The organism is Klebsiella aerogenes KCTC 2190 (assembly GCF_000215745.1).
GTDB classification, from domain to species: Bacteria; Pseudomonadota; Gammaproteobacteria; order Enterobacterales; family Enterobacteriaceae; genus Klebsiella; species Klebsiella aerogenes.
The window spans coordinates 210,260-235,119 of the sequence record NC_015663.1 but is presented as its reverse complement, the minus strand read 5'-3'; the positions used below and the strand labels follow the sequence as shown (position 1 = coordinate 235,119).

At 53.8% G+C, this 24,860-nt stretch carries 17 protein-coding genes, 1 tRNA gene, 3 rRNA genes and 1 other annotated feature; of the genes, 11 read left to right on the top strand and 10 right to left on the bottom strand.

The genetic code is table 11. The features are described from left to right. The 3 genes from EAE_RS01120 to yfiR are packed head-to-tail and all read right to left on the bottom strand — an operon-like array spanning position 1 to position 2,218. On the bottom strand, positions 1-480 hold the full coding sequence (locus EAE_RS01120; RefSeq protein ID WP_015370261.1) for an OmpA family protein: 480 nt from the start codon (positions 478-480) through the stop codon (positions 1-3). Between the two features lie 12 nt (positions 481-492). Continuing rightward, positions 493-1,716, bottom strand: coding sequence for a diguanylate cyclase DgcN/YfiN (gene dgcN / locus EAE_RS01115; protein WP_015370262.1), 1,224 nt, complete (start codon positions 1,714-1,716; stop codon positions 493-495). Then, positions 1,709-2,218: a regulatory sequestration protein YfiR gene (gene yfiR, locus EAE_RS01110; RefSeq protein ID WP_026612240.1), complete on the bottom strand. Its 510-nt coding sequence runs from the start codon at positions 2,216-2,218 to the stop codon at positions 1,709-1,711. Before yfiR ends, dgcN begins: the two co-directional genes overlap by 8 nt. 343 nt (positions 2,219-2,561) lie before the next feature. On the opposite strand from yfiR, the gene aroF reads away from it, so the two are divergent. The 3 genes from aroF (at position 2,562) to EAE_RS01095 (ending at position 5,704) form a co-directional block, all read left to right on the top strand. Then, positions 2,562-3,632, top strand: a complete 1,071-nt coding sequence (gene aroF / locus EAE_RS01105) for a 3-deoxy-7-phosphoheptulonate synthase AroF (protein ID WP_015370264.1) — start codon at positions 2,562-2,564, stop codon at positions 3,630-3,632. A gap of 9 nt (positions 3,633-3,641) precedes the next feature. Beyond that, positions 3,642-4,763, top strand: a complete 1,122-nt coding sequence (gene tyrA, locus EAE_RS01100) for a bifunctional chorismate mutase/prephenate dehydrogenase (RefSeq protein ID WP_015703194.1) — start codon at positions 3,642-3,644, stop codon at positions 4,761-4,763. 68 nt (positions 4,764-4,831) lie between these two features. Next, entirely contained in the window at positions 4,832-5,704 is an 873-nt protein-coding gene (locus tag EAE_RS01095; RefSeq protein ID WP_015703193.1) for an SMP-30/gluconolactonase/LRE family protein, read from the top strand. Here EAE_RS01095 and pheA read toward each other — a convergent pair. The 4 genes from pheA to bamD all read right to left on the bottom strand — a co-directional run bounded on the left by pheA (position 5,701) and on the right by bamD (position 8,470). Next, positions 5,701-6,861, bottom strand: a complete 1,161-nt coding sequence (gene pheA, locus EAE_RS01090; RefSeq protein WP_015370267.1) for a bifunctional chorismate mutase/prephenate dehydratase — start codon at positions 6,859-6,861, stop codon at positions 5,701-5,703. The two genes, EAE_RS01095 and pheA, sit on opposite strands and share 4 nt — an antisense overlap. A 25-nt stretch (positions 6,862-6,886) precedes the next feature. Continuing rightward, positions 6,887-7,011: a sequence feature (Phe leader region), on the bottom strand. Continuing rightward, positions 6,963-7,010, bottom strand: coding sequence for a pheA operon leader peptide PheL (gene pheL / locus EAE_RS01085; protein ID WP_100279143.1), 48 nt, complete (start codon positions 7,008-7,010; stop codon positions 6,963-6,965). Its footprint overlaps the feature before it by 48 nt. 113 nt (positions 7,012-7,124) lie before the next feature. Then, a complete protein-coding gene (gene raiA, locus EAE_RS01080; RefSeq protein ID WP_002914111.1) occupies positions 7,125-7,460 on the bottom strand; it encodes a ribosome-associated translation inhibitor RaiA in 336 nt (111 codons plus the stop codon). Positions 7,461-7,732: 272 nt separating this feature from the next. After that, positions 7,733-8,470: an outer membrane protein assembly factor BamD gene (bamD, locus tag EAE_RS01075; protein WP_015370268.1), complete on the bottom strand. Its 738-nt coding sequence runs from the start codon at positions 8,468-8,470 to the stop codon at positions 7,733-7,735. Between the two features lie 131 nt (positions 8,471-8,601). On the opposite strand from bamD, the gene rluD reads away from it, so the two are divergent. From rluD to EAE_RS01035, 8 genes are all read left to right on the top strand, one after another. Continuing rightward, positions 8,602-9,582: a 23S rRNA pseudouridine(1911/1915/1917) synthase RluD gene (gene rluD, locus EAE_RS01070; protein ID WP_015370269.1), complete on the top strand. Its 981-nt coding sequence runs from the start codon at positions 8,602-8,604 to the stop codon at positions 9,580-9,582. After that, positions 9,579-10,310 (top strand): purine nucleoside phosphorylase YfiH, encoded by a 732-nt coding sequence (gene yfiH / locus EAE_RS01065; protein ID WP_015703192.1) that lies wholly within the window; start codon positions 9,579-9,581, stop codon positions 10,308-10,310. The genes rluD and yfiH overlap by 4 nt, the downstream gene beginning before the upstream one ends. A gap of 129 nt (positions 10,311-10,439) precedes the next feature. After that, positions 10,440-13,013 (top strand): ATP-dependent chaperone ClpB, encoded by a 2,574-nt coding sequence (gene clpB / locus EAE_RS01060; protein WP_015703191.1) that lies wholly within the window; start codon positions 10,440-10,442, stop codon positions 13,011-13,013. A gap of 468 nt (positions 13,014-13,481) precedes the next feature. Beyond that, a 16S ribosomal RNA gene (locus tag EAE_RS01055) occupies positions 13,482-15,021 on the top strand. 85 nt (positions 15,022-15,106) lie between these two features. Continuing rightward, positions 15,107-15,182 (top strand) — tRNA-Glu (locus tag EAE_RS01050). Positions 15,183-15,372: 190 nt separating this feature from the next. After that, a 23S ribosomal RNA gene (locus tag EAE_RS01045) occupies positions 15,373-18,276 on the top strand. A gap of 93 nt (positions 18,277-18,369) precedes the next feature. Next, positions 18,370-18,485 (top strand): 5S ribosomal RNA (gene rrf, locus EAE_RS01040). The 16S, 23S and 5S rRNA genes sit together here with 1 tRNA gene alongside, the layout of an rRNA operon. Positions 18,486-19,042: 557 nt before the next feature. Continuing rightward, positions 19,043-20,341 (top strand): MFS transporter, encoded by a 1,299-nt coding sequence (locus EAE_RS01035; protein WP_015370272.1) that lies wholly within the window; start codon positions 19,043-19,045, stop codon positions 20,339-20,341. Positions 20,342-20,343: 2 nt separating this feature from the next. Here EAE_RS01035 and EAE_RS01030 read toward each other — a convergent pair whose 3' ends face one another. The 3 genes from EAE_RS01030 to EAE_RS01020 all read right to left on the bottom strand — a co-directional run bounded on the left by EAE_RS01030 (position 20,344) and on the right by EAE_RS01020 (position 24,837). Beyond that, entirely contained in the window at positions 20,344-20,667 is a 324-nt protein-coding gene (locus EAE_RS01030) for a YfiM family lipoprotein (protein ID WP_015370273.1), read from the bottom strand. A 42-nt stretch (positions 20,668-20,709) separates the two neighbouring features. Then, entirely contained in the window at positions 20,710-22,065 is a 1,356-nt protein-coding gene (gene pssA, locus EAE_RS01025; RefSeq protein WP_015370274.1) for a CDP-diacylglycerol--serine O-phosphatidyltransferase, read from the bottom strand. 96 nt (positions 22,066-22,161) lie between these two features. Beyond that, positions 22,162-24,837 (bottom strand): bifunctional acetate--CoA ligase family protein/GNAT family N-acetyltransferase, encoded by a 2,676-nt coding sequence (locus EAE_RS01020; protein WP_015703190.1) that lies wholly within the window; start codon positions 24,835-24,837, stop codon positions 22,162-22,164. Positions 24,838-24,860 lie beyond the last annotated feature (23 nt).

Below are 24,860 nucleotides of genomic sequence, written 5' to 3'. Positions count from 1 at the left end.
TTAAGGCGTGCTGATCACCACGGTAACACGGCGGTTTTCAGCACGGCCTGCCGCGGTATTGTTGCTGGCGATGGGGTACTTTTTACCTAATCCGCGGGTGGTTAAATTACTGCGCGGAATTTTCGCGCCTTCAGCCCAGGCATCCGCCACGCTGTTGGCGCGCTTTAATGACAGCGCTTCGTTGTAGCTGTCTTCGCCGTAGTTATCGGTATGACCTTCAAGACGGCTATGGGTAATACCGGTTTCAGCTAACCGTGCGGCCATACTGTGGATTTGCTGCTGGCTGTCGGGACGCAGGCGATAGTCGTTTTTGTCAAACAGAATGCTGTCAGACAAACCTAAGGACCAATCACCGGCGGCTTCGGTAAAGCCGTAAGACTTCATTGCTGCGACCTGTTCTTTCGAGAACTTACCTGGCGCCTGGCACCCAGTGAGGAGAAAAGCAGCCAGAAGAGTGGGCGCAATAAATTGCCTGAGCATAGTCATTCCTTCTTATTTTTGTGTGTGATGAAAACGCTGGTTTTTCATCCGATACATATTCTGATCGGCCAGTTCCTGCAGCTCCTCCACCGAGGTGTGTTCCCAGGTCAAAGCATAGCCAATACTCAAAGAGAGCGTTGCCGTGTGGCCATTGTGGAGGTTGAATGGCTGAAGAAACTGTTCGGACAGCGTTGCGCAAAGCGCCTGGACTTCGGTTTCGGTATGCACATCGTGCAGTAAAATGGCGAATTCATCGCCGCCCAGACGCCATGCCTGATGTTGGTCGCCAACGAATGCCATCAGGCGGCTGGCGACCTCAATAAGGACTTTATCGCCGGCAGCGTGTCCCCAGTTATCGTTAATGAGTTTGAAATTATCGCCGTCAAGAAACAGCAGCGCCGAACTATGACGTGCCGCGTCATCGTCCATTAGCTTACCGATGACGTTGCGAAACGCCGCGCGATTCGCCAATCCCGTTAGTGGATCATGCAACGAGCTGCGCAGCAGTTGCGCATTTTTCGCCTGCAGTTGACGCTGCCAATCCTCCATTTCTCCCAGCAGGCTATTGAAGTCCTGGGCAAAGAGATGGAATTCCTCAATACGTTCTTCAGGTACACGGCGCGAGAAATGGCGGTTTTCGCGGATATCATGTACCACTTCGGTAATACTTTGCAGGGCGGCGACAATACCGCGATGCAGAGAATGGGTAAGCATCAGGGCGATAACGGACGCCAGCAGAATACTGCCGGTCAAAACGATCAGCGAAGTACCGAGAAAATGACTGATTAACCGATCGAGCGCCTTCAGACGAAGCTCACCGATTATTTTCCCCTGATGCCAGATTGGCTGGACAGTCGGTTCAGGAAACAGCCATTTACTAATATAACCACTGAATTTTTCGTTTTTAACTAAGGCGTCATTACGCCAGTCGGCGAAATGACGCTGATGGCTGTCCAGAAGCGTGGCTTCGGAAAATTGCCCCTGTCTGCCAAGCGTCGCCAGCGTATCTTCTGCGGCGGTGGCATCGCCAAAAACCAGTGCCGCTTCGAGGCTGCGGCCCATGGTTGCCGCGGTGAGCTCAAGATTTTTTTGCGCGTACTGTTTTAACGTGATGACGGAGGCGGCGCTGAGCAAAAGCCAGACCAGCGTCATCGAAATCACTACGCTTATCATGCTGATTCGGCGTAACGCGTTTTTGAAAGTGGGGCGCGGGGCCTGAGAAAAATCCTTATTCATGTGATTTCTTCCGGGCAAGCATCAGTACGTCCGGATTGACCCGTACACCGCTATGCGTCAGGACATCCAGATTAACGGAAAACCTCACCCTATCGTCATTTATGAGCAAGCAAAAAGCGCTGCCAAAAGAGCAATCGGTATTTTGTTCCGCTATGAGTAATAGAGGACGGGAGCCATATTTTTTTGTTAATGCAGACTGCTGATCCGGGGTTTCACTGCCGAAATACAAACCGTCGCAGCTGGCCTTTAGGGCTTCCTGTGAATTTCGAACTATCACCGGTTGATAAGGTAAATTTTCCGGCGCTTCCTGAGCCAAACTGCGGATATATCGGGAGGTGGAAAAAACGCATAACTTCGGCGGGCCGGATAAATTTGGCCAGCGCGTATAAGTCACAATCCCCGAAACTATGGCGCGAACGTTCTCAGATGTCTCAGCGGCAAAAGCGGGAACTCCCGCGATGAGCAAAAAGAAAAGCAAAAATAGACGGTAAAACTCTTTCATTAACGGGTCCGTCAAATCGTTATTGCACGGGAAACGCAGTTCGCAGTTGCCTGAGCGGAGAATAGCATTATTGGCAAAAAGCGTCATTAGCTGCCCCGGCCGCTTTGAGATAATCCTTACCAGGAATTTTAGTAAAGGAATGAGTAAAACGCGGCGGCCAAAAAGAGTCTTCGCCATGTGTACATTTATATGAACACTTTTCTGGCAATGCGATGCCAATTATTTTGCTGTCGTAAAGTAATGTTTACGTAATATGGATTGATATCTTTACTTTATATGGTATGGTTACGTCATGCCCGCTGAGGCAACGACTATCGCAAACGAGCTATACAGGATCGCCATCATGCAAAAAGACGCGCTGAATAACGTACATATTACCGATGAACAAGTTCTGATTACCCCGGATCAACTGAAAGCCGAATTCCCGTTAACCGTGGAGCAGGAAGCGCAGATCGCGCACTCCCGTCAGACTATTTCCAACATTATTGCCGGCCGCGATCCGCGTCTGTTGGTGGTCTGTGGTCCTTGCTCAATCCACGATCCGGAAGCTGCTATCGAATATGCTCGTCGATTTAAAGCCCTTGCCGCAGAGGTCAGCGATAGCCTCTACCTGGTGATGCGCGTCTATTTTGAAAAGCCACGTACCACTGTCGGCTGGAAAGGGCTGATTAACGATCCGCACATGGATGGCTCGTTTGATGTGGAAGGCGGTCTCAAGATAGCGCGTCGCCTGCTGGTTGATTTAGTCAATATGGGCCTGCCGCTGGCGACAGAAGCGCTCGATCCAAATAGCCCACAGTACCTTGGCGATCTGTTCAGCTGGTCCGCCATCGGCGCGCGTACCACTGAATCGCAGACTCACCGTGAAATGGCATCCGGTTTGTCGATGCCGGTTGGTTTTAAAAACGGTACCGATGGCAGCCTGGCGACGGCGATCAACGCCATGCGCGCCGCCGCGATGCCGCACCGCTTCGTTGGCATCAACCAGGCCGGCCAGGTTTGCCTGCTGCAGACCCAGGGGAATCCGGATGGTCACGTCATTCTGCGCGGCGGTAAAGCGCCAAACTACGGCCCGGAAGACGTTGAGAAGTGCGAAAAAGAGATGGCGCAGGCGGGACTGAAACCGTCGCTGATGATAGATTGCAGTCATGGTAATTCCAATAAAGACTACCGTCGTCAGCCGGCGGTTGCGGAATCCGTCGTCGCGCAGATCAAAGATGGCAACCGTTCCATCATTGGCCTGATGATTGAGAGCAATATCCACGAAGGCAATCAGTCTTCTGAGCAGCCCCGTTGCGATATGAAGTACGGCGTATCCGTCACCGATGCCTGCATCAGCTGGGAAACTACCGATGCACTGCTGCGCGAGCTCGATAGCGATTTGCGCGGACATCTGGCGGCACGTCTGGGTTAAGAGGATTGTATGGTTGCTGAACTGACCGCATTGCGCGATCAAATTGATGAAGTTGATAAGGCGCTGCTTGATTTGCTGGCAAAGCGCCTGGAGTTGGTGGCGGAAGTTGGCGAGGTTAAGAGTAAATATGGCCTGCCGATTTATGTACCGGAACGCGAAGCCGCGATGCTGGCTTCCCGCCGGGAAGAGGCGGCGGCGCTCGGTGTGCCGCCGGATCTTATCGAGGATGTCCTGCGTCGGGTGATGCGCGAATCGTATTCAAGTGAAAACGACAAAGGCTTCAAAACGCTGCACCCGAACCTGCGCCCGGTGGTTATTGTTGGCGGCGGCGGGCAGATGGGGCGTCTGTTTGAGAAGATGCTGACGCTGTCAGGCTATCAGGTGCGGGTACTGGAAAAAGAAGACTGGCCGCGGGCGACAGAGATTGTCGCCGATGCCGGGATGGTTATCGTCAGCGTTCCGATCCATACCACAGCAGAGACGATTTCGCGTCTGCCGCCGCTGCCAGCGGATTGCATTCTGGTCGATCTGGCTTCCATCAAAGCCGAGCCGCTGCAGGCGATGCTGGCAGCGCATAATGGCCCGGTATTGGGATTGCACCCGATGTTTGGTCCGGATAGCGGCAGCCTGGCGAAACAGGTGGTGGTTTACTGCGACGGGCGTCAGCCGGAAGCGTACCAGTGGTTCCTTGAACAGATTCAGGTCTGGGGCGCGCGACTGCACCGCATCAGCGCCGTTGAGCACGATCAGAACATGGCGTTTATTCAGGCGTTGCGTCACTTTGCCACTTTCGCCTATGGCCTGCATCTGGCTGAAGAGAACGTTCGTCTTGAGCAACTATTGGCGCTCTCTTCGCCGATTTATCGACTGGAGCTGGCGATGGTGGGGCGTCTGTTTGCCCAGGATCCGCAGCTGTATGCCGACATCATTATGTCGTCAGAAAATAATCTGGCGTTAATTAAGCGCTACTACCAGCGGTTCGGCGAAGCGATTGGTCTGCTGGAGCAGGGCGATAAGCAGGCGTTTATCGACAGCTTCCGTAAAGTCGAACACTGGTTTGGCGATTACGCCCAGCGCTTCCAGAGCGAAAGCCGCACGCTGCTGCGTCAGGCGAATGATAATCGACAGTAAGTCCGCTAAACGTGTATACAATAAAGCCAGAGGGGTAACCCGCTGGCTTTTTTTATAGGGATGAAAAGATGGCTCAACCGCAACCGCTGTTTGATTACGTCGGGCACCTGCCGGAATGCCCAACCTGGAGCGATGCCGAGCAGGCACTGTACTGGGCGGATATTCTGGAGTGCGAAATTCACCGCTACGATACACGCAATAAAGAACACCAGGTCCTGCAATTTCCCGAAGAAGTGGGCTGCTTTGCTCTGCGCGAGAAGGGAGGTTTTATCGTCGCCTTACGTAGCGGTATCTGGCTTTGTGATGCCCGTGGTCTGCTGCAACGCAAAATCTGTGATAACCCAAGTAACCCGGATCTCGCGCGTTTTAACGACGGCGGTACCGATCGGGATGGCCGTTTTTACGCAGGGACCTTCTGGGGGCCGGGGGATTACAATGGCGCGCTGCTGGTGCGTATTGATAACGACCTGACGCCAAAGGTGGTGCAGTGCGATATTCATGGTGCTAATGGTCTGGCGTTTAGCGACGATAAGCGCTGGATGTATACCTCCGATACGCCGAACGCGGTGATTTACCGCACGCCGCTGGATGAGCAGGGCGAGCCGGGCATACGGGAAGTGTTTCGTCGTTTCCATCCGGGAGAGGGGATCCCTGACGGTGCGGCGGTTGATGAAGAAGGCTGTTACTGGAGCGCGATGTTTGACGGCTGGCGGATTGCCCGCTTTTCGCCGAACGGAGAACAACTGGAAGAGTATCGCGTGCCGGTGCGTTGCCCCACGATGGTGTGTTTCGGCGGCGCGGACATGAAAACGCTCTATATCACTACCACCCGGGAAAATATGGACGCCGACGAAGTGGCGCAATATCCGCTTTCCGGCGCCATCTTCACCCTGCCGGTTGCGGTGGCAGGGATGAAGAAACGGCAATTTATTGAACGTTAAGCCGGGTCGACCGGCACGACGTTTTCGCTCGGGTAACAGCCCAGTACTTTCATCGAACGGGTAATTTCGGCCAGCTCTTTTAAAGCCTTACGTAAGGGAAGGGATTCCAGGTTGGCCTGAATATCCAGATAAAACATCTCTTCCCACGGGTTACCGTGGATGGGGCGCGATTCCAGCTTGCTCATGATCAGGTTGTGGTTACGCAGCACCAGTAGCGCTTCAACCAGCGCGCCAGCCTGTTGGCCGGTGGCGATTAACAATGTCGTTTTCGCCGGCACCTGATCGGATACGTTCACCGCTTTACGCGCCAGCACCAGGAAACGAGTGATGTTTTGCGTCTGGTTAGCCTGGCAGTGCTCCAGCACCTGCAGCCCGTACAGCGCGCCGCCGGCCTCGCTACCCAGCGCGGCAACGGTGGGGGATTTTGCCTGCGCGACTTTTTCCATCGCCGCTGAGGTGCTCTCGGTGTACTCGATTTTCCAGTGCGGATAGCGGCTTAAATACTGGCTGCATTGCTGGAACGGCTGCGGATGGCTATAAACGGTCTCGATCTTATCAGCGTCCGTTGAGGATGAAACGAGCACACAGTGATCGATTGGTAGCGTCAGTTCGCCGACGATCGACAGACTGGTATGCTGCAGCAGATCGTACACATCGTTGATCCCGCCGGAGCTGGTGTTTTCAATCGGCACGACGGCGTAATCGGCCTGACCGGTTTCGACCTGCTCAAAGATATCGGCGAATTTCGCGCAGCCGCTTTCGATAAATTGCTCAAAATGACGCGCGGCGTACTGGCGCGCGGCAAGATGTGAATACGAGCCTTTAGGCCCAAGGAAGGCGATACGCGCGGAGCGGGGGTTAATCTTATTAAGATGCTGCTGCAGTAGCGCCTGCTGGGTAAGAACGGAGTCTTCAATAATCAGCTGGAACAGGCGGGTAATGTAGTGGGCGTCCAGATGATGCTTTTTGCCAAGCGTCATTAAACGCTCCAGCAGGTCGCGTTCGCGGTCGATATCGCGTACTGGACGGTGCGATTCCAGCTTCGCTTTCCCGACTTCTACCGCCAGGCCGCGGCGTTCGGCCAGCAGCGCGAGCAGTTTTTCATCCAGGGCGCTTATTTTGTCGCGCAGGGCCAGTAATGGGTTTTCCTCGGTCATAATTGTGTTGCCTTTCTTGTTATCAATAAAAAAGGCCTCCCGCGTGGGAGGCCTTGTTATTCGTCTTCGCATTCTTTCTTATACGACGAACCGCCTCCCAGTCAGGGGAAGGTAAAAAAGAATGCGAAGAAGAACGGGAGTCGTTTCACGATGAATTCCTTAGGTTAGTGTGGATTACAGTACCTGTACTGTTTTCATCCTGTCAATTAAAAAACGAAAAACGCGCCCGAAGGCGCGTGGCATGACACAACTTAAGTTAAGGATTACTCTTCTTCTTCCACAAAGCCTGCCTCTTTCACCGATGTGGCGGCGCGGCGGGCTTCCCCTTTGTGTTGCACTTTATTCAGCTGCCGTTCCAGCTTGTTGATCAATTCGTTAATGGCGGCGTACATGTCTTCATGACGCGCGCTGGCAACCAGATGGCCGTTCGGCGTATTGATGGTTGCGTCAGCAATAAAACCCTGCGGCTCCTTAGAGAGAATGATGTGCGGGTTGATTAAATGAGTTTGCCACTTATCCAGTTTGGCGAGACGGTCTGCGACATGCTGGCGGATTGCCGGAGTAATTTCCATTTGTTTACTGGTAATGTTCATTGTCATAAATTTTACCTCTTGTCTTTCCCGTCTTGGTGAACCCAGCATACCTCGCCTAATGTCAAAATGTGTGATCTAAATCACATTTAAATGTCACTTTTTGTCAACGAATTCATTTTGTGAGACAGGACAGGAACGGATGAGATTTTACTTGTCGAAATGAAGAAAGGAGGCCATATTTGATGAGTTAACTCGGCGCTAAACCGCTTCAGCGCTGGTGTTCATCGAATAAAAAAACGGCAGCCCAGGGGCTGCCGTTTTGCTTTCAGTTATCACCCTCAGGTGTTTTTGCCGTTGGCGGCGATGATTTTGGCGACTTTGTCAGCCTGCGCGTTCATTTGCATCTGACGATAGGCGTTTTCCATCTTCGGCAGCGCATCGCGAGTGGCCTGCGTATCCGGGTAGTTACGCAGCATACCGTCAACGCGGTTCACGACGGCAACCCAGGCGCCGCGGTCGGTGTAATAATCCACCACCGACAGCTCATACTTCGCCAGACGGTCTTTCAGGAACACCAGACGTTTGTAGGCGTCTGTGGCGTACTGGCTGTTCGGATAACCGCGAACCAGCTTCGAGAAATCATTGAATGCGTCGCGAGCGTGCTGCGGGTCGCGGTCGGAACGATCGACGCCGAAGAAGCCCTGCAGAGCGCTGTCATCAAGGGCCATGTTAGTCAGGCCGCGCATATAGATGACATAGTCAATGTTTGGATGCGTAGGATTCAGACGAGCGAAACGATCGATTGCGGCCTGGGCCAGCGGCAAATCGGCATTTTTGTAATACGCATAAATCAGGTCCAACTGTACCTGTTGGGAGTAAGGACCAAATGGATAGCGATTATCCAACGCTTCCAGTTGCGTTATTGCCTGTTTCCAGTTACCGTCCTGCAACTTTTGCTGGGCGGTCGCGTAAATTTCATTCGGCGGATTATCAGGCACCTCCTCCTTTGAGCCAGAGCAACCCACCAAAGCCAGGCTCAGTGTGGCTGCTGCCACCAGGTATTTCATGCGCGTCATGACGTTTTGACTTCCTCAAAATGTTTATGCGGGAGAATCTCTGTTCCTGCTCCCGATTAAGACCAGCTACAATAGCACACTATATTAAACGGCAAAGCCGTAAAACCCAACGTTAAACGAAGAAGCTGTATATGGCACAACGAGTACAACTCACCGCAACGGTGTCCGAGAACCAACTCGGTCAACGCTTAGATCAGGCTTTGGCCGAATTGTTCCCGGATTATTCACGTTCGCGGATAAAAGAATGGATCCTTGACCAGCGCGTGCTGGTAAACGGCAACGTCATCGACAAGCCGAAAGAAAAAGTTTTTGGCGGCGAAGCCGTCTCTATCGATGTTGAGATCGAGGAAGACGTGCGTTTTGAACCGCAGGATATTCCGCTCAATATCGTCTATGAAGATGACGACATCCTGGTCATCAACAAACCACGTGATTTGGTTGTGCACCCTGGTGCGGGCAACCCTGACGGTACTGTGCTGAATGCGCTGCTGCATTACTATCCGCCCATTGCCGATGTCCCTCGCGCGGGTATTGTTCACCGTCTGGATAAAGATACCACCGGCCTGATGGTCGTGGCGAAGACCATTCCGGCGCAAACGCGTCTGGTCGAGTCACTGCAGCTGCGCGAAATTACCCGCGAGTATGAGGCGGTGGCTATCGGCCACATGACCGCTGGCGGTACGGTTGAAGAACCAATCAGCCGTCACCCGACCAAGCGCACGCATATGGCGGTTCACCCGATGGGGAAACCGGCGGTGACCCATTACCGCATTATGGAACATTTCCGTATCCACACCCGTTTGCGCCTGCGCCTGGAAACCGGCCGTACCCACCAAATCCGCGTCCATATGGCGCATATTACCCATCCGCTGGTGGGCGATCAGGTTTATGGCGGCCGCCCGCGTCCGCCGAAAGGGGCATCGGACGAGTTCATCAGCGCGCTGCGCAAATTCGATCGCCAGGCATTACACGCGACCATGCTGCGTCTGTATCACCCAATTACCGGTATTGAGATGGAATGGCACGCGCCGATCCCGCAGGATATGGTGGAACTGATCGACGCCATGCGCGCCGATTTTGAAGCCCATAAGGACGATATTGACTGGTTATGACAAAGCTGATTGTTCCGCAGTGGCCTATGCCGAAAGGCGTGGCGGCCTGTAGTTCTACCCGTGTGGGTGGCGTGAGCCTGCCTCCGTATGACTCGTTGAACCTTGGCGCCCATTGCGGCGACGATCTCCTGCATGTCGAAGAAAACCGCCGGCGGATGTTTGCCGCTGGCGGATTACCCTCTTATCCGGTGTGGCTGGAGCAGGTGCATGGCACCACGGTACTAAAATTGGATGGTGGGCCGTACGTGTCAAAACGCGCCGATGCGTCATACTGTAATACGCCGGGTACCGTTTGTGCGGTGATGACCGCGGACTGCCTGCCGGTGCTGTTCTGTAACCGCGCCGGAACCGAGGTGGCGGCAGCGCACGCCGGATGGCGCGGCTTATGTGAAGGCGTACTGGAAGAAACGGTCGCCTGCTTTAATGATAAACCGGAAAATATCCTGGCCTGGCTTGGTCCGGCAATTGGCCCTGAGGCGTTTGAAGTCGGTGCGGAAGTGCGTGAGGCTTTCATCGCCAAAGATGCCCAGGCGGAGAGCGCCTTCCGTCCTGCCGGTGAAAAATATTTTGCTAATATCTATCAATTGGCTCGTCAGCGCCTGGCTAACGTCGGCGTGGAGCAGATTTTCGGCGGCGATCGTTGCACTCTAAGTGAAAAAGATGATTTTTTCTCTTATCGTCGCGACAAGACCACAGGTCGTATGGCAAGTTTCATTTGGCTGATATAACCTAGAGAATCAAGACGATCCAGAAGGCAAACTTATTTTTCACATAGTTCAGGTCTTTAACCTTGAATAATTGAGGGATGACCTCATTTAATCTCCAGTAGCAAATTTGACCTGTTTATGGGAGGAGTTATGCGTCTGGATCGTCTTACTAATAAATTCCAGCTTGCTCTTGCCGATGCCCAGTCGCTAGCACTCGGGCACGACAACCAATTCATCGAACCACTTCATCTAATGAGCGCCTTGCTGAATCAGGAAGGGGGATCGGTGCATCCTTTACTAACCTCGGCGGGTGTTAACGCCGTGGCGTTACGCAGCCAAATCGAACAGGCGCTGAGCCGTTTACCGCAGGTAGAAGGTACCGGCGGCGACGTCCAGCCGTCTCAGGATCTGGTGCGTATTCTCAATCTTTGCGACAAGCTGGCGCAAAAGAGAAAGGATAACTTTATTTCGTCAGAACTGTTCGTTCTGGCGGCGCTTGAATCACGCGGTACGCTGACCGACCTGCTGAAATCTGCCGGAGCAACAACCGCCAATGTGACTCAGGCGATTGAACAAATGCGCGGAGGTGAAAGCGTGAACGATCAGGGTGCCGAAGACCAACGTCAGGCATTGAAAAAATTTACCGTCGATCTGACCGAGCGTGCCGAACAAGGCAAACTGGACCCGGTGATTGGCCGTGATGAAGAGATCCGTCGTACCATCCAGGTACTTCAGCGCCGTACTAAAAACAACCCGGTGCTGATTGGTGAACCCGGGGTGGGTAAAACGGCAATCGTCGAAGGACTGGCGCAGCGTATCGTCAACGGCGAAGTACCTGAAGGGCTGAAAGGCCGTCGGGTATTGGCGCTGGATATGGGCGCGCTGGTGGCCGGGGCGAAATATCGCGGTGAATTCGAAGAGCGTCTGAAAGGCGTGCTGAACGATCTGGCGAAACAGGAAGGCAACGTTATCCTGTTTATCGATGAGCTGCACACCATGGTCGGCGCGGGTAAAGCCGACGGCGCGATGGATGCCGGCAACATGCTGAAACCGGCCCTGGCGCGGGGTGAACTGCACTGCGTCGGCGCCACCACCCTTGACGAATACCGCCAGTACATTGAAAAAGACGCCGCGCTGGAACGTCGTTTCCAGAAAGTGTTCGTTGCCGAGCCGACGGTAGAAGATACCATCGCCATACTGCGCGGTCTGAAAGAACGTTATGAACTGCACCACCACGTGCAGATCACTGACCCGGCCATCGTGGCGGCGGCGACCCTGTCGCATCGCTATATTGCCGACCGTCAGTTGCCGGATAAAGCCATCGACCTTATCGATGAAGCAGCATCCAGCATCCGTATGCAGATCGACTCGAAGCCGGAAGAGCTGGACCGTCTCGATCGCCGTATCATCCAGTTGAAGCTGGAACAGCAGGCGCTGAAGAAAGAGGCGGATGAAGCGAGCCTGAAGCGTCTCGATATGCTTAATGAAGAGCTGGCGGACAAAGAAAGTCAGTATTCGGTGCTGGAAGAAGAGTGGAAAGCGGAAAAAGCATCGCTCTCCGGTACGCAGACTATTAAAGCTGAGCTGGAACAAGCCAAAATTGCTATCGAACAAGCACGACGTCTTGGCGACCTCGCGCGGATGTCCGAACTGCAATACGGTAAAATTCCGGAGCTGGAAAAACAGCTGGCGGCAGCCACCCAGTCTGAAGGCAAAACGATGCGCCTGTTACGTAACAAAGTAACCGATGCCGAGATTGCCGAAGTGCTGGCGCGCTGGACCGGTATTCCGGTGGCGCGCATGATGGAAAGCGAGCGCGAAAAACTGTTGCGTATGGAACAGGATCTGCATCACCGCGTCATTGGCCAGGATGAAGCGGTTGAAGCGGTATCCAACGCCATTCGCCGTAGCCGCGCCGGGCTGTCTGACCCGAACCGGCCTATTGGTTCGTTCCTGTTCCTCGGCCCGACCGGGGTGGGTAAAACCGAGCTTTGCAAAACGCTGGCTAACTTTATGTTCGACAGCGACGACGCGATGGTGCGTATCGATATGTCCGAGTTTATGGAGAAACACTCCGTCTCGCGTCTGGTCGGCGCGCCTCCGGGATACGTGGGTTACGAAGAGGGCGGGTATCTGACCGAAGCGGTTCGTCGTCGTCCTTATTCCGTCATCCTGTTGGATGAAGTGGAAAAAGCGCATCCGGATGTATTTAACATTCTGCTGCAGGTGCTTGACGATGGTCGCCTGACCGACGGGCAGGGGAGAACGGTCGACTTCCGTAATACGGTTGTCATCATGACCTCTAACCTCGGTTCCGATCTGATTCAGGAACGTTTCGGCGAGCTGGACTACGGTCATATGAAGGATCTGGTGCTTGGCGTGGTTAGCCAGCGCTTCCGTCCGGAGTTTATCAACCGTATCGATGAAGTGGTGGTCTTCCATCCGTTGGGTGAAAAACATATTGCTTCTATTGCGCAGATCCAACTGCAGCGTTTGTATAAACGTCTGGAAGAGCGCGGCTATGAAGTGCATATGTCCGATGAGGCGTTGAAGCTGTTGAGCGAAAATGGCTACGACCCGGTATACGGCGCGCGTCCATTGAAACGTGCCATCCAGCAACAGATAGAGAACCCGTTAGCTCAGCAAATCCTGTCTGGCGAGCTGGTTCCGGGGAAAACCGTCGAGCTGGTGGTAAAAGACGACCGCATCGTAGCAGTGCAGTAAGTCACAAAACGACAAAAACGGGCCCTTTGGGCTCGTTTTTGTTTAAAAACCAGGCAAGAATTAAAGTTCAAACGTTAATTTGGTTGAAAAGTGAGCGCTTGAATTGTTTTTTTGAATTTATGCTTGTCACTTCAGAATTACTCCCTATAATGCGCCTCCACTGACACGGAACAACGGCAAACAAGCCGCCGGGTCAGCAGGTTTTCAGCAGCGAAATGTGACGCTGAAAACCGACAGAGAAAAGTGAAATAAGCGCTTGACTCTGAATGAGGAAAACGTATTATACGGGACCTCGCAACGGTGAGCTGAAAGCCGCGTTGCAACTGCTCTTTAACAATTTATCAGACAATCTGTGTGGGCACTCAAAGTGACATGGATTCTTAACGTCCTCGGACGAAAAATGAATACCAAGTCTCTGAGTGAACATACGTAATTCATTACGAAGTTTAATTCACGAGCATCAAACTTAAATTGAAGAGTTTGATCATGGCTCAGATTGAACGCTGGCGGCAGGCCTAACACATGCAAGTCGAGCGGTAGCACAGAGAGCTTGCTCTCGGGTGACGAGCGGCGGACGGGTGAGTAATGTCTGGGAAACTGCCTGATGGAGGGGGATAACTACTGGAAACGGTAGCTAATACCGCATAACGTCGCAAGACCAAAGTGGGGGACCTTCGGGCCTCATGCCATCAGATGTGCCCAGATGGGATTAGCTAGTAGGTGGGGTAATGGCTCACCTAGGCGACGATCCCTAGCTGGTCTGAGAGGATGACCAGCCACACTGGAACTGAGACACGGTCCAGACTCCTACGGGAGGCAGCAGTGGGGAATATTGCACAATGGGCGCAAGCCTGATGCAGCCATGCCGCGTGTATGAAGAAGGCCTTCGGGTTGTAAAGTACTTTCAGCGAGGAGGAAGGCGTTAAGGTTAATAACCTTGGCGATTGACGTTACTCGCAGAAGAAGCACCGGCTAACTCCGTGCCAGCAGCCGCGGTAATACGGAGGGTGCAAGCGTTAATCGGAATTACTGGGCGTAAAGCGCACGCAGGCGGTCTGTCAAGTCGGATGTGAAATCCCCGGGCTCAACCTGGGAACTGCATTCGAAACTGGCAGGCTAGAGTCTTGTAGAGGGGGGTAGAATTCCAGGTGTAGCGGTGAAATGCGTAGAGATCTGGAGGAATACCGGTGGCGAAGGCGGCCCCCTGGACAAAGACTGACGCTCAGGTGCGAAAGCGTGGGGAGCAAACAGGATTAGATACCCTGGTAGTCCACGCCGTAAACGATGTCGACTTGGAGGTTGTGCCCTTGAGGCGTGGCTTCCGGAGCTAACGCGTTAAGTCGACCGCCTGGGGAGTACGGCCGCAAGGTTAAAACTCAAATGAATTGACGGGGGCCCGCACAAGCGGTGGAGCATGTGGTTTAATTCGATGCAACGCGAAGAACCTTACCTACTCTTGACATCCAGAGAACTTAGCAGAGATGCTTTGGTGCCTTCGGGAACTCTGAGACAGGTGCTGCATGGCTGTCGTCAGCTCGTGTTGTGAAATGTTGGGTTAAGTCCCGCAACGAGCGCAACCCTTATCCTTTGTTGCCAGCGGTCCGGCCGGGAACTCAAAGGAGACTGCCAGTGATAAACTGGAGGAAGGTGGGGATGACGTCAAGTCATCATGGCCCTTACGAGTAGGGCTACACACGTGCTACAATGGCATATACAAAGAGAAGCGACCTCGCGAGAGCAAGCGGACCTCATAAAGTATGTCGTAGTCCGGATTGGAGTCTGCAACTCGACTCCATGAAGTCGGAATCGCTAGTAATCGTAGATCAGAATGCTACGGTGAATACGTTCCCGGGCCTTGTACACACCGCCCGTCACACCATGGGAGTGGGTTGCAAAAGAAGTAGGTAGCTTAACCTTCGGGAGGGCGCTTACCACTTTGTGATTCATGACTGGGGTGAAGTCGTAACAAGGTAACCGTAGGGGAACCTGCGGTTGGATCACCTCCTTACCTTAAAGAACCTGCCTTTGTAGTGCTCACACAGATTGTCTGATGAAAGTAGAGAAGCAAGGCGTCTTGCGATTGAGACTTCAGTGTCCCCTTCGTCTAGAGGCCCAGGACACCGCCCTTTCACGGCGGTAACAGGGGTTCGAATCCCCTAGGGGACGCCACTTGCTGGTTCGTGAGTGAAAGACGCGTGCCGATATATCTCAAAACTCATCTTCGGGTGACGTTTGAGATATTTGCTCTTTAAAAATCTGGATCAAGCTGAAAATTGAAACGACACACAGTTAATGTGTGTTCGAGTCTCTCAAATTTTCGCAACACGTGGGTGTTTTACGAAACATCTTCGGGTTGTGAGGTTAAGCGACTAAGCGTACACGGTGGATGCCCTGGCAGTCAGAGGCGATGAAGGACGTGCTAATCTGCGAAAAGCGTCGGTAAGGTGATATGAACCGTTACAGCCGGCGATGTCCGAATGGGGAAACCCAGTGCAATTCGTTGCACTATCGTTAACTGAATACATAGGTTAACGAGGCGAACCGGGGGAACTGAAACATCTAAGTACCCCGAGGAAAAGAAATCAACCGAGATTCCCCCAGTAGCGGCGAGCGAACGGGGAGCAGCCCAGAGTCTGAATCAGCTTGTGTGTTAGTGGAACGGTCTGGAAAGTCCGACGGTACAGGGTGATAGTCCCGTACACCAAAATGCACAGGCTGTGAACTCGAAGAGTAGGGCGGGACACGTGGTATCCTGTCTGAATATGGGGGGACCATCCTCCAAGGCTAAATACTCCTGACTGACCGATAGTGAACCAGTACCGTGAGGGAAAGGCGAAAAGAACCCCGGCGAGGGGAGTGAAAAAGAACCTGAAACCGTGTACGTACAAGCAGTGGGAGCACCTTCGGGTGTGACTGCGTACCTTTTGTATAATGGGTCAGCGACTTATATTCTGTAGCAAGGTTAACCGTATAGGGGAGCCGCAGGGAAACCGAGTCTTAACTGGGCGTTAAGTTGCAGGGTATAGACCCGAAACCCGGTGATCTAGCCATGGGCAGGTTGAAGGTTGGGTAACACTAACTGGAGGACCGAACCGACTAATGTTGAAAAATTAGCGGATGACTTGTGGCTGGGGGTGAAAGGCCAATCAAACCGGGAGATAGCTGGTTCTCCCCGAAAGCTATTTAGGTAGCGCCTCGTGAATTCATCTTCGGGGGTAGAGCACTGTTTCGGCTAGGGGGTCATCCCGACTTACCAACCCGATGCAAACTACGAATACCGAAGAATGTTATCACGGGAGACACACGGCGGGTGCTAACGTCCGTCGTGAAGAGGGAAACAACCCAGACCGCCAGCTAAGGTCCCAAAGTCACAGTTAAGTGGGAAACGATGTGGGAAGGCACAGACAGCCAGGATGTTGGCTTAGAAGCAGCCATCATTTAAAGAAAGCGTAATAGCTCACTGGTCGAGTCGGCCTGCGCGGAAGATGTAACGGGGCTAAACTGTGCACCGAAGCTGCGGCAGCGACACTATGTGTTGTTGGGTAGGGGAGCGTTCTGTAAGCCTGCGAAGGTGGCCTGTGAGGGTTGCTGGAGGTATCAGAAGTGCGAATGCTGACATAAGTAACGATAATGCGGGTGAAAAGCCCGCACGCCGGAAGACCAAGGGTTCCTGTCCAACGTTAATCGGGGCAGGGTGAGTCGACCCCTAAGGCGAGGCCGAAAGGCGTAGTCGATGGGAAACAGGTTAATATTCCTGTACTTGGTGTTACTGCGAAGGGGGGACGGAGAAGGCTATGTTAGCCGGGCGACGGTTGTCCCGGTTTAAGCATGTAGGCGGAGGTTCCAGGTAAATCCGGTACCTTTTAACGCTGAGGTGTGATGACGAGGCACTACGGTGCTGAAGTAACAAATGCCCTGCTTCCAGGAAAAGCCTCTAAGCATCAGGTAACATTGAATCGTACCCCAAACCGACACAGGTGGTCAGGTAGAGAATACCAAGGCGCTTGAGAGAACTCGGGTGAAGGAACTAGGCAAAATGGTGCCGTAACTTCGGGAGAAGGCACGCTGATATGTAGGTGAAGTCCCTGCGGGTGGAGCTGAAATCAGTCGAAGATACCAGCTGGCTGCAACTGTTTATTAAAAACACAGCACTGTGCAAACACGAAAGTGGACGTATACGGTGTGACGCCTGCCCGGTGCCGGAAGGTTAATTGATGGGGTTATCCGTAAGGAGAAGCTCTTGATCGAAGCCCCGGTAAACGGCGGCCGTAACTATAACGGTCCTAAGGTAGCGAAATTCCTTGTCGGGTAAGTTCCGACCTGCACGAATGGCGTAATGATGGCCAGGCTGTCTCCACCCGAGACTCAGTGAAATTGAACTCGCTGTGAAGATGCAGTGTACCCGCGGCAAGACGGAAAGACCCCGTGAACCTTTACTATAGCTTGACACTGAACATTGAGCCTTGATGTGTAGGATAGGTGGGAGGCTTTGAAGCGTGGACGCCAGTCTGCGTGGAGCCAACCTTGAAATACCACCCTTTAATGTTTGATGTTCTAACGTTGGCCCCTAATCGGGGTTGCGGACAGTGTCTGGTGGGTAGTTTGACTGGGGCGGTCTCCTCCCAAAGAGTAACGGAGGAGCACGAAGGTTAGCTAATCCTGGTCGGACATCAGGAGGTTAGTGCAATGGCATAAGCTAGCTTGACTGCGAGCGTGACGGCGCGAGCAGGTGCGAAAGCAGGTCATAGTGATCCGGTGGTTCTGAATGGAAGGGCCATCGCTCAACGGATAAAAGGTACTCCGGGGATAACAGGCTGATACCGCCCAAGAGTTCATATCGACGGCGGTGTTTGGCACCTCGATGTCGGCTCATCACATCCTGGGGCTGAAGTAGGTCCCAAGGGTATGGCTGTTCGCCATTTAAAGTGGTACGCGAGCTGGGTTTAGAACGTCGTGAGACAGTTCGGTCCCTATCTGCCGTGGGCGCTGGAGAATTGAGGGGGGCTGCTCCTAGTACGAGAGGACCGGAGTGGACGCATCACTGGTGTTCGGGTTGTCATGCCAATGGCATTGCCCGGTAGCTAAATGCGGAAGAGATAAGTGCTGAAAGCATCTAAGCACGAAACTTGCCCCGAGATGAGTTCTCCCTGAGACTTTAAGTCTCCTGAAGGAACGTTAAAGACGATGACGTTGATAGGTCGGGTGTGTAAGCGTAGCGATACGTTGAGCTAACCGATACTAATGAACCGTGAGGCTTAACCTTACAACGCCGAAGGTGTTTTGGCGATTTGAGATGATTTTCAGCCTGATACAGATTACTCGATGCGTCCTGAGGACGTGTTGAAAACAGAATTTGCCTGGCGGCGATAGCGCGGTGGTCCCACCTGACCCCATGCCGAACTCAGAAGTGAAACGCCGTAGCGCCGATGGTAGTGTGGGGTCTCCCCATGTGAGAGTAGGGAACTGCCAGGCATCAAATAAAGCGAAAGGCTCAGTCGAAAGACTGGGCCTTTTGTTTTATCTGTTGTTTGTCGGTGAGCGCTCTCCGGAGTAGGACAAATCCGCCGGGAGCGGATTTGAACGTTGCGCAGCAACGGCCCGGAGGGTGGCGGGCAGGACGCCCGCCATAAACTGCCAGGCATCAAATAAAACGAAAGGCTCAGTCGGAAGACCGGGCCTTTTGTTTTGGTGTTTTGCGGCCAGGCGCGCCGCCATCTTCCCCGGTGGCGCTACGCTTACCGGGGCTACCGATCGTTCCCCGCCTGCGGGAAAATCTTGCTACACCATCTCATCACCTTCATTCAAAGCCATATAAAACCCCGTCGTTGTAACCACTTCGCCATAATTCACTTTTTCGCTGCTCATGTGCTGACGTTAATCGCGAAAACCGGTGTTACGAAAAAAAATGTGAATACAATCACATATAAATAAATAACAATTATATAACATTTGGTTCACTAATTAATTTGTCTGAGTGACGTGTCACGCCCGATGAGACAGATTACGGTCTTTGCTGGAGCAAAATTATAATGACAGAAAGTAGCATTAACGAGCAGGGTTCCCTGGAGCAGGGCGATACCCGGCGCCGTGTATGGGCAATTGTGGGGGCATCTTCAGGGAACCTGGTGGAATGGTTTGATTTTTATGTCTACTCATTTTGCTCACTCTATTTTGCGCACATCTTCTTCCCTTCAGGAAATACCACCACTCAATTGTTACAAACGGCCGGAGTTTTTGCTGCTGGCTTCCTGATGCGCCCCATCGGCGGCTGGCTATTTGGCCGTATTGCTGACCGGCGCGGACGTAAAGCCTCAATGCTTATTTCGGTATGCATGATGTGCTTCGGCTCGCTGGTGATTGCTTGTCTACCGGGATACGCCACTATCGGTACCTGGGCGCCGGCACTGCTGTTGCTGGCACGTCTGTTCCAGGGCCTGTCCGTTGGCGGGGAATATGGCACCAGCGCGACCTACATGAGTGAAGTCGCAGTAGAAGGAAAGAAAGGATTCTACGCCTCCTTCCAGTACGTTACGTTAATTGGCGGTCAACTGCTGGCGGTACTGGTCGTTGTCGCACTACAGCAAATCCTCAGTGATGAAGATTTGCATGCATGGGGATGGCGTATTCCTTTTGCGCTGGGCGCAGTACTGGCCATCGTCGCGCTGTGGCTGCGTCGTCAGTTGGATGAAACCTCGAAGCAGGAAACCCGTGCGCTGAAAGAGGCCGGTTCCTTTAAAGGTTTGTGGCGTAATCGCCGGGCTTTTGTCATGGTGCTGGGCTTTACTGCCGCCGGTTCGCTGACTTTTTACACCTTCACCACGTATATGCAAAAATATCTGGTGAATACCGCCGGCATGACGGCCAGCACCGCCAGCATGATTATGACGGCGGCGCTTTTCGTGTATATGCTGGTACAACCGCTATTTGGCGCCTTCTCGGATAAGGTGGGGCGCCGTACTTCAATGTTGTGTTTCGGCGTGCTGGCGACGCTGTTTACCGTGCCAATCTTGAGTGCGCTGCAGAATGTTAGCTCGCCGTATGCCGCATTTGCGCTGGTGATTTGCGCGTTGCTGATCGTCAGCTTCTACACCTCCATCAGCGGGATCCTGAAGGCGGAAATGTTTCCGGCACAGGTTCGCGCGCTGGGCGTGGGCCTGTCCTATGCGGTAGCAAACGCGCTATTCGGCGGTTCGGCTGAATACGTCGCGCTGTCGCTTAAATCTATAGGAATGGAGAATGCCTTCTACTGGTACGTGACGGTAATGGCGGCGATTGCCTTCCTGGTCTCCCTGATGCTGCATGGTAAAGGGAAGGGGTTGCGTTTGTAACCTTATTGATGCGCCAGTTGCCACACCGTATAGCCGGTGGTGGCACCGGCGACATCCCAGGCGAAATCCTTCCAGCTCCAGCCGCTCCCTGCCGGGCGGCTGTCCCATAACTCTTTTGATGCCCCCAGACTAACGGAAAACATCAGACCGATGGCGGCGCTGCGATCGCGGCTGTACCCCTGATGCTGCGCATATTCATTGCCGGCGGCGGAGAGCATTGCCGACGCGAGAAAGTGTTGGGCCTTGTCCTGACCGCTCCAGGCATCATTGGCCATATGGCTGCAGCCGCTGAGTAGTAAAGGGGCAATAATGATGAAGTAGCGCATAATTCTTCCTGAAAAAAAGCCCCGGATTACGGGGCGTTGATCTTAGAGAATGCGGCTGATGAGGCGGTCGATGCGGATGCGCCGCAGACGGCGGATGAGCTTTTTCACCTTCACCGGATAGTCGGCGATGCTTTGTAGATCGCGATAGTGCTTCACTACCGTCGTATGTGTACGGATGAGCTGAAGCTCCTTTTCCCGCATTTCGCGCAGTTGATGCTTAGGATCGTGGATCAGTACGGCATTTTCTAAATCCAGCCGCCAGGCGCGCGGATTGAGGTTGTTGCCGGTCAGCAGCATCCACTCGTTATCAACCCACATGCCTTTCAGGTGGTAGCTGTTATCGTCATCTTTCCATAAACGTACGATGAGCTGATCGGTATTCACATAATACTGCAGACGGCTCAGGAAGCGACGCAGGTTAATTTCGTACAAATAAGGCAATGCGCCGATGATTTTAAACGGCTGATCTTCCGGGATATAGAAGTCGTTCGCGGTCTTGTCGCCGACGATGATTTCCACTTTTTTTCCGCTGCGTAGCAGAGAAATAATATTTCTGACCAGTACGGCGGGCAGGTTGAAATACGGGGTGCAGATGGTCAGCTTATGTTCCGCACACGGCATCAGGTGGAAGATAGTCTTGTTGAGCAGGCTCGATTTACCGAGCCCGACCAGCGGTGTGACTGACAGTTGATCTTCATCGGCATTGCCGGTGAAGTGATAGCCGCTTTCGCGCAGATCCTGGCGATACTGGCGAATATCATTTTTGATTTCCGGGCTTTTTGGTCGATCCGGGCGATCGAGTCGATTCACGCCGCGACCCTGTACCAGATTCTGCTCGACCCAGTCGAACATCACGTCGGCCATCTTGCCGTTGCGGATGCACTGATAGCGATCGTAGCGATATTTATCATGCTGATGCAGGTACACATCGTTCAGGCTGGCGCCGCTATAAATAACGCTGTCATCGATGATGAAGCCTTTAAAATGGAGCACGCCGAGCGCTTCCCGGGTATTGACCGGGACGCCATACACCGGGATATCAATCCCTGGGTTTTCCTGGGCCATGCGACAGTACCAATCGGCATTGGTATTGGAGGCTGCCGCGCCGATACGGCCACGCTGGGCGCGATGCCAGTCAACCAGCACGCGCACATCCAGTTCTGGACGCTGGCGTTTAGCGTCATACAGGGCTTGCAGTATTCCTTTTCCGCCATCATCTTGCTCAAGATAGAGCGCAATAATGCAAATACGCTGGGTGGCGTGGGCTATCTTTGCCAGTAGCGCCTGGCGGAAATCAGCCGGCGCGTAAAAGAACTCGATATCATCAACTGACTGAGAGAGCTTAGGGAGTTGGGCAAGGTGTTGTTGATGTTTATTACGCTTAAATTTTGACAACATCACAGTGCGTTTCTTCTCTGTTTATTGAAGGGTCTTCTGTACCATGCAGATGACGTAAGCGGGCAATAATACCATTACTACCCGCGAATGTGGTCATTAATTGCTGTCGCTTGTCACCGAATGTAACGTATTCAGCGCAAGAGACAGGCTCACTATTCCGTCTTCTAACTGGATATCCACTGCAAAACCAAGCTTTCTGGCAAGGCCTATCATGCCGCGGTTATTTGGCATGGTGATGCCATTTAAGCGCTGTAATCCATGGCTCTGCGTATAGGCGATCAGTTTTTCAAGAAGCTGTCGGCCAAGGCCTAAACCTTTCAGGTCAGAACGCACCAGCACGGCAAACTCGGCATCAATATTATCAGGATCGGAAATTGCTCTGGTCACGCCGAGGATCTCGCTTCCTTGCTCCGTGGCGCGAACCGCAACAAAGGCCATTTCACGATCGTAGTCGATCTGCGTCATATTGGCTAAGTCGTCATGGGTGAATTCGTTGATCTCGCTGAAGTAGCGGTAATAGAGATCTTCTTTGGTGACCCGCTCAATAAAGGCCAATAATAGTGGTTCATCCTCAGGCAGGATCGGCCGGAACAGGCAGCGCTCGCCGTTTTTCATTTCCACCCATTCCTCAAGTTGCTGCGGATAGGGTCTGACTGCCAGTCGGCTTTCGCTGTCGCCGCTAAATGGCGCCAGGCTGAGAGTAACGTCGAGGGCGGTAAACTCGTTGCCGGAAGCAAGCAAGGGGTGAATATCCAGCCGCTGGATCTCGGGGCAATCGACAATCAGGTTAGAGACCTGCACCAGCAGTTGGCTGAGGCCGGGAATATCCAACGGGCGTAGCGCGCTGCGTCCGCGGATCTTTTTACTCTTGATGGCCTGGATCACCAGATAACGCGCCAGGTTCATATTCAGCGGCGGCAGTGCGACCGCGGCCTGATTTTCCGCTCGCCATTCGACGCCGCCCTCGCCAAGCATAATCAGCGGGCCGAAAAGCGGGTCATGCTCGACGACGACCCGGAGCTCCTGCGCCCCGGCACGGTTGGCCATACTCTGTACCAACAGGCCATGAATGCGCGCCTGCGGCCAGGCCATTTTTACCCGGTCGATAATCGCGTCCGCCGCCTGCTGGACTTCAGCTGGGGTACGTAAATAGAGCATGACGCCCTGAACTTCCGATTTATGCGGAATATCCGGCGAACGTAGCTTCAACGCCACCGGGTAGCCAATCTGCTCGGCGATATGTACCGCTTCGGCGCTGTCGGCGGCAATCCAGGTGGGAAGAGTATGGATGCCGTAGGCGCGCAGCAGCGGGCTGACCTCATGGGTGTCCAGCGAGGTCGCGCCTTCGCTCAGCGCGCGCTGCAACAGCGTGTGGGCCTCCGCGGTATTGGCGGTCAGCGTATCGGAAAGCACCGGCGTTTCCCGCAGTTGCTTCTGGTTGCGCCGGTACTCGACCATATGCATAAAGGCGGTAATAGTGCCTTCCGGCGTGCGATAGGTTGGGATACCGGCCTCGCTAAACAACCGTCGCGCCTCCTGGGAAGAGTACTCCCCGCACCAGTTCGTCAGCACCGTGACGTATTTCCCGCGTGGATGACGCTTAAGGGCATCAATCAACGCCAGCGCGCTTTCGGTGCCCGGCGCCGCGGCGCTGGGGGAGTGGATCACCAGCAGCGCATCATAATCCTGGCTGTCCAGCAACACATTCAGCGCCTTGAGATAGTGCTCGCTGCTGGCGTCATCGCGTAGATCCAGAGGATTAGCGACCTCGACGCCCGTCGGTAACACCTGCCTGAGCTGGTCGCAGGTGGCTTCACTGAGATTGGCGAGTTTGCCGTTACGCAGCCACAGTTCGTCCAACGCCAGCGCCGCCGGCGCGGCGCCATTGCTGATAATCATCAGCTTTTCGCCGCGCAATGGGCGCATATGGCTCAGGGTTTCAACGGCGGAAAAGAGCTCGTGGGTGTCCTGCACGCGCAGCAGCCCCGCCCGCTGAATAGCGGCATCCCAGGCGGGATCCATCCCTGAGTTGACATGCAGTAATTTCTGCGCCGCCGGGCTGCGGCCGCTTTTGATGACCAGAATGGGTTTATTACGCGAGGCGCTACGGGCGGCGGAGACAAAACGCCGGGCATCGCTGAGATGCTCCAGATAGAGCAAAATAGCGCTGGTCTTGCTATCGCGGGCGAGAAAATCGAGCAGGTCGTCGACGTCGATATCAAGACTATCTCCAAGCGCAATAAAGTACGAGAAGCCCATTTCACGCTGCTGCGCCCAGTCCAGAATGGTGTTAGAGACGGCGGCGGATTGCGAGATAAACGCCAGCTTGCCGCGCTGGATAGGGACCGGCGAAAAGCTGGCGTTCAGGCCCTGCCACGGCGCCAGCAGCCCCAGGCTGTTGGGACCGAGCAGACGCATTTGATAACGGGCGGCGCACTCGAGCAGCGCCGGGTACTGGTCTGGCTGTGAAGAGAGGATAATGCAGGTTTTACACCCTTTCCGCCCTAAGGCCTCGAGCAACTCGAGATTGCGGCGGGCATTAGTACAGAGCACCGCCAGATCCGGGGTAAAGGGCAGGCTGTCGATAGTCGGCCACGCCAGTACGCCAAGCACCGCTTTCCAGGCGGGCGTCACCGGCAGGACCGGGCCATTAAAACCGCCAGCCAACAAATTGCGCATCATTAAATAGCCAGCGCGCTGCGGTTTCATCGATGCGCCAATGACGGCGATCGATTTTGGCCGCAGCAGTGCTTCCAGGCCTCGTTGGCTCATTCCGGTCTCCTTTGATCCCCTGT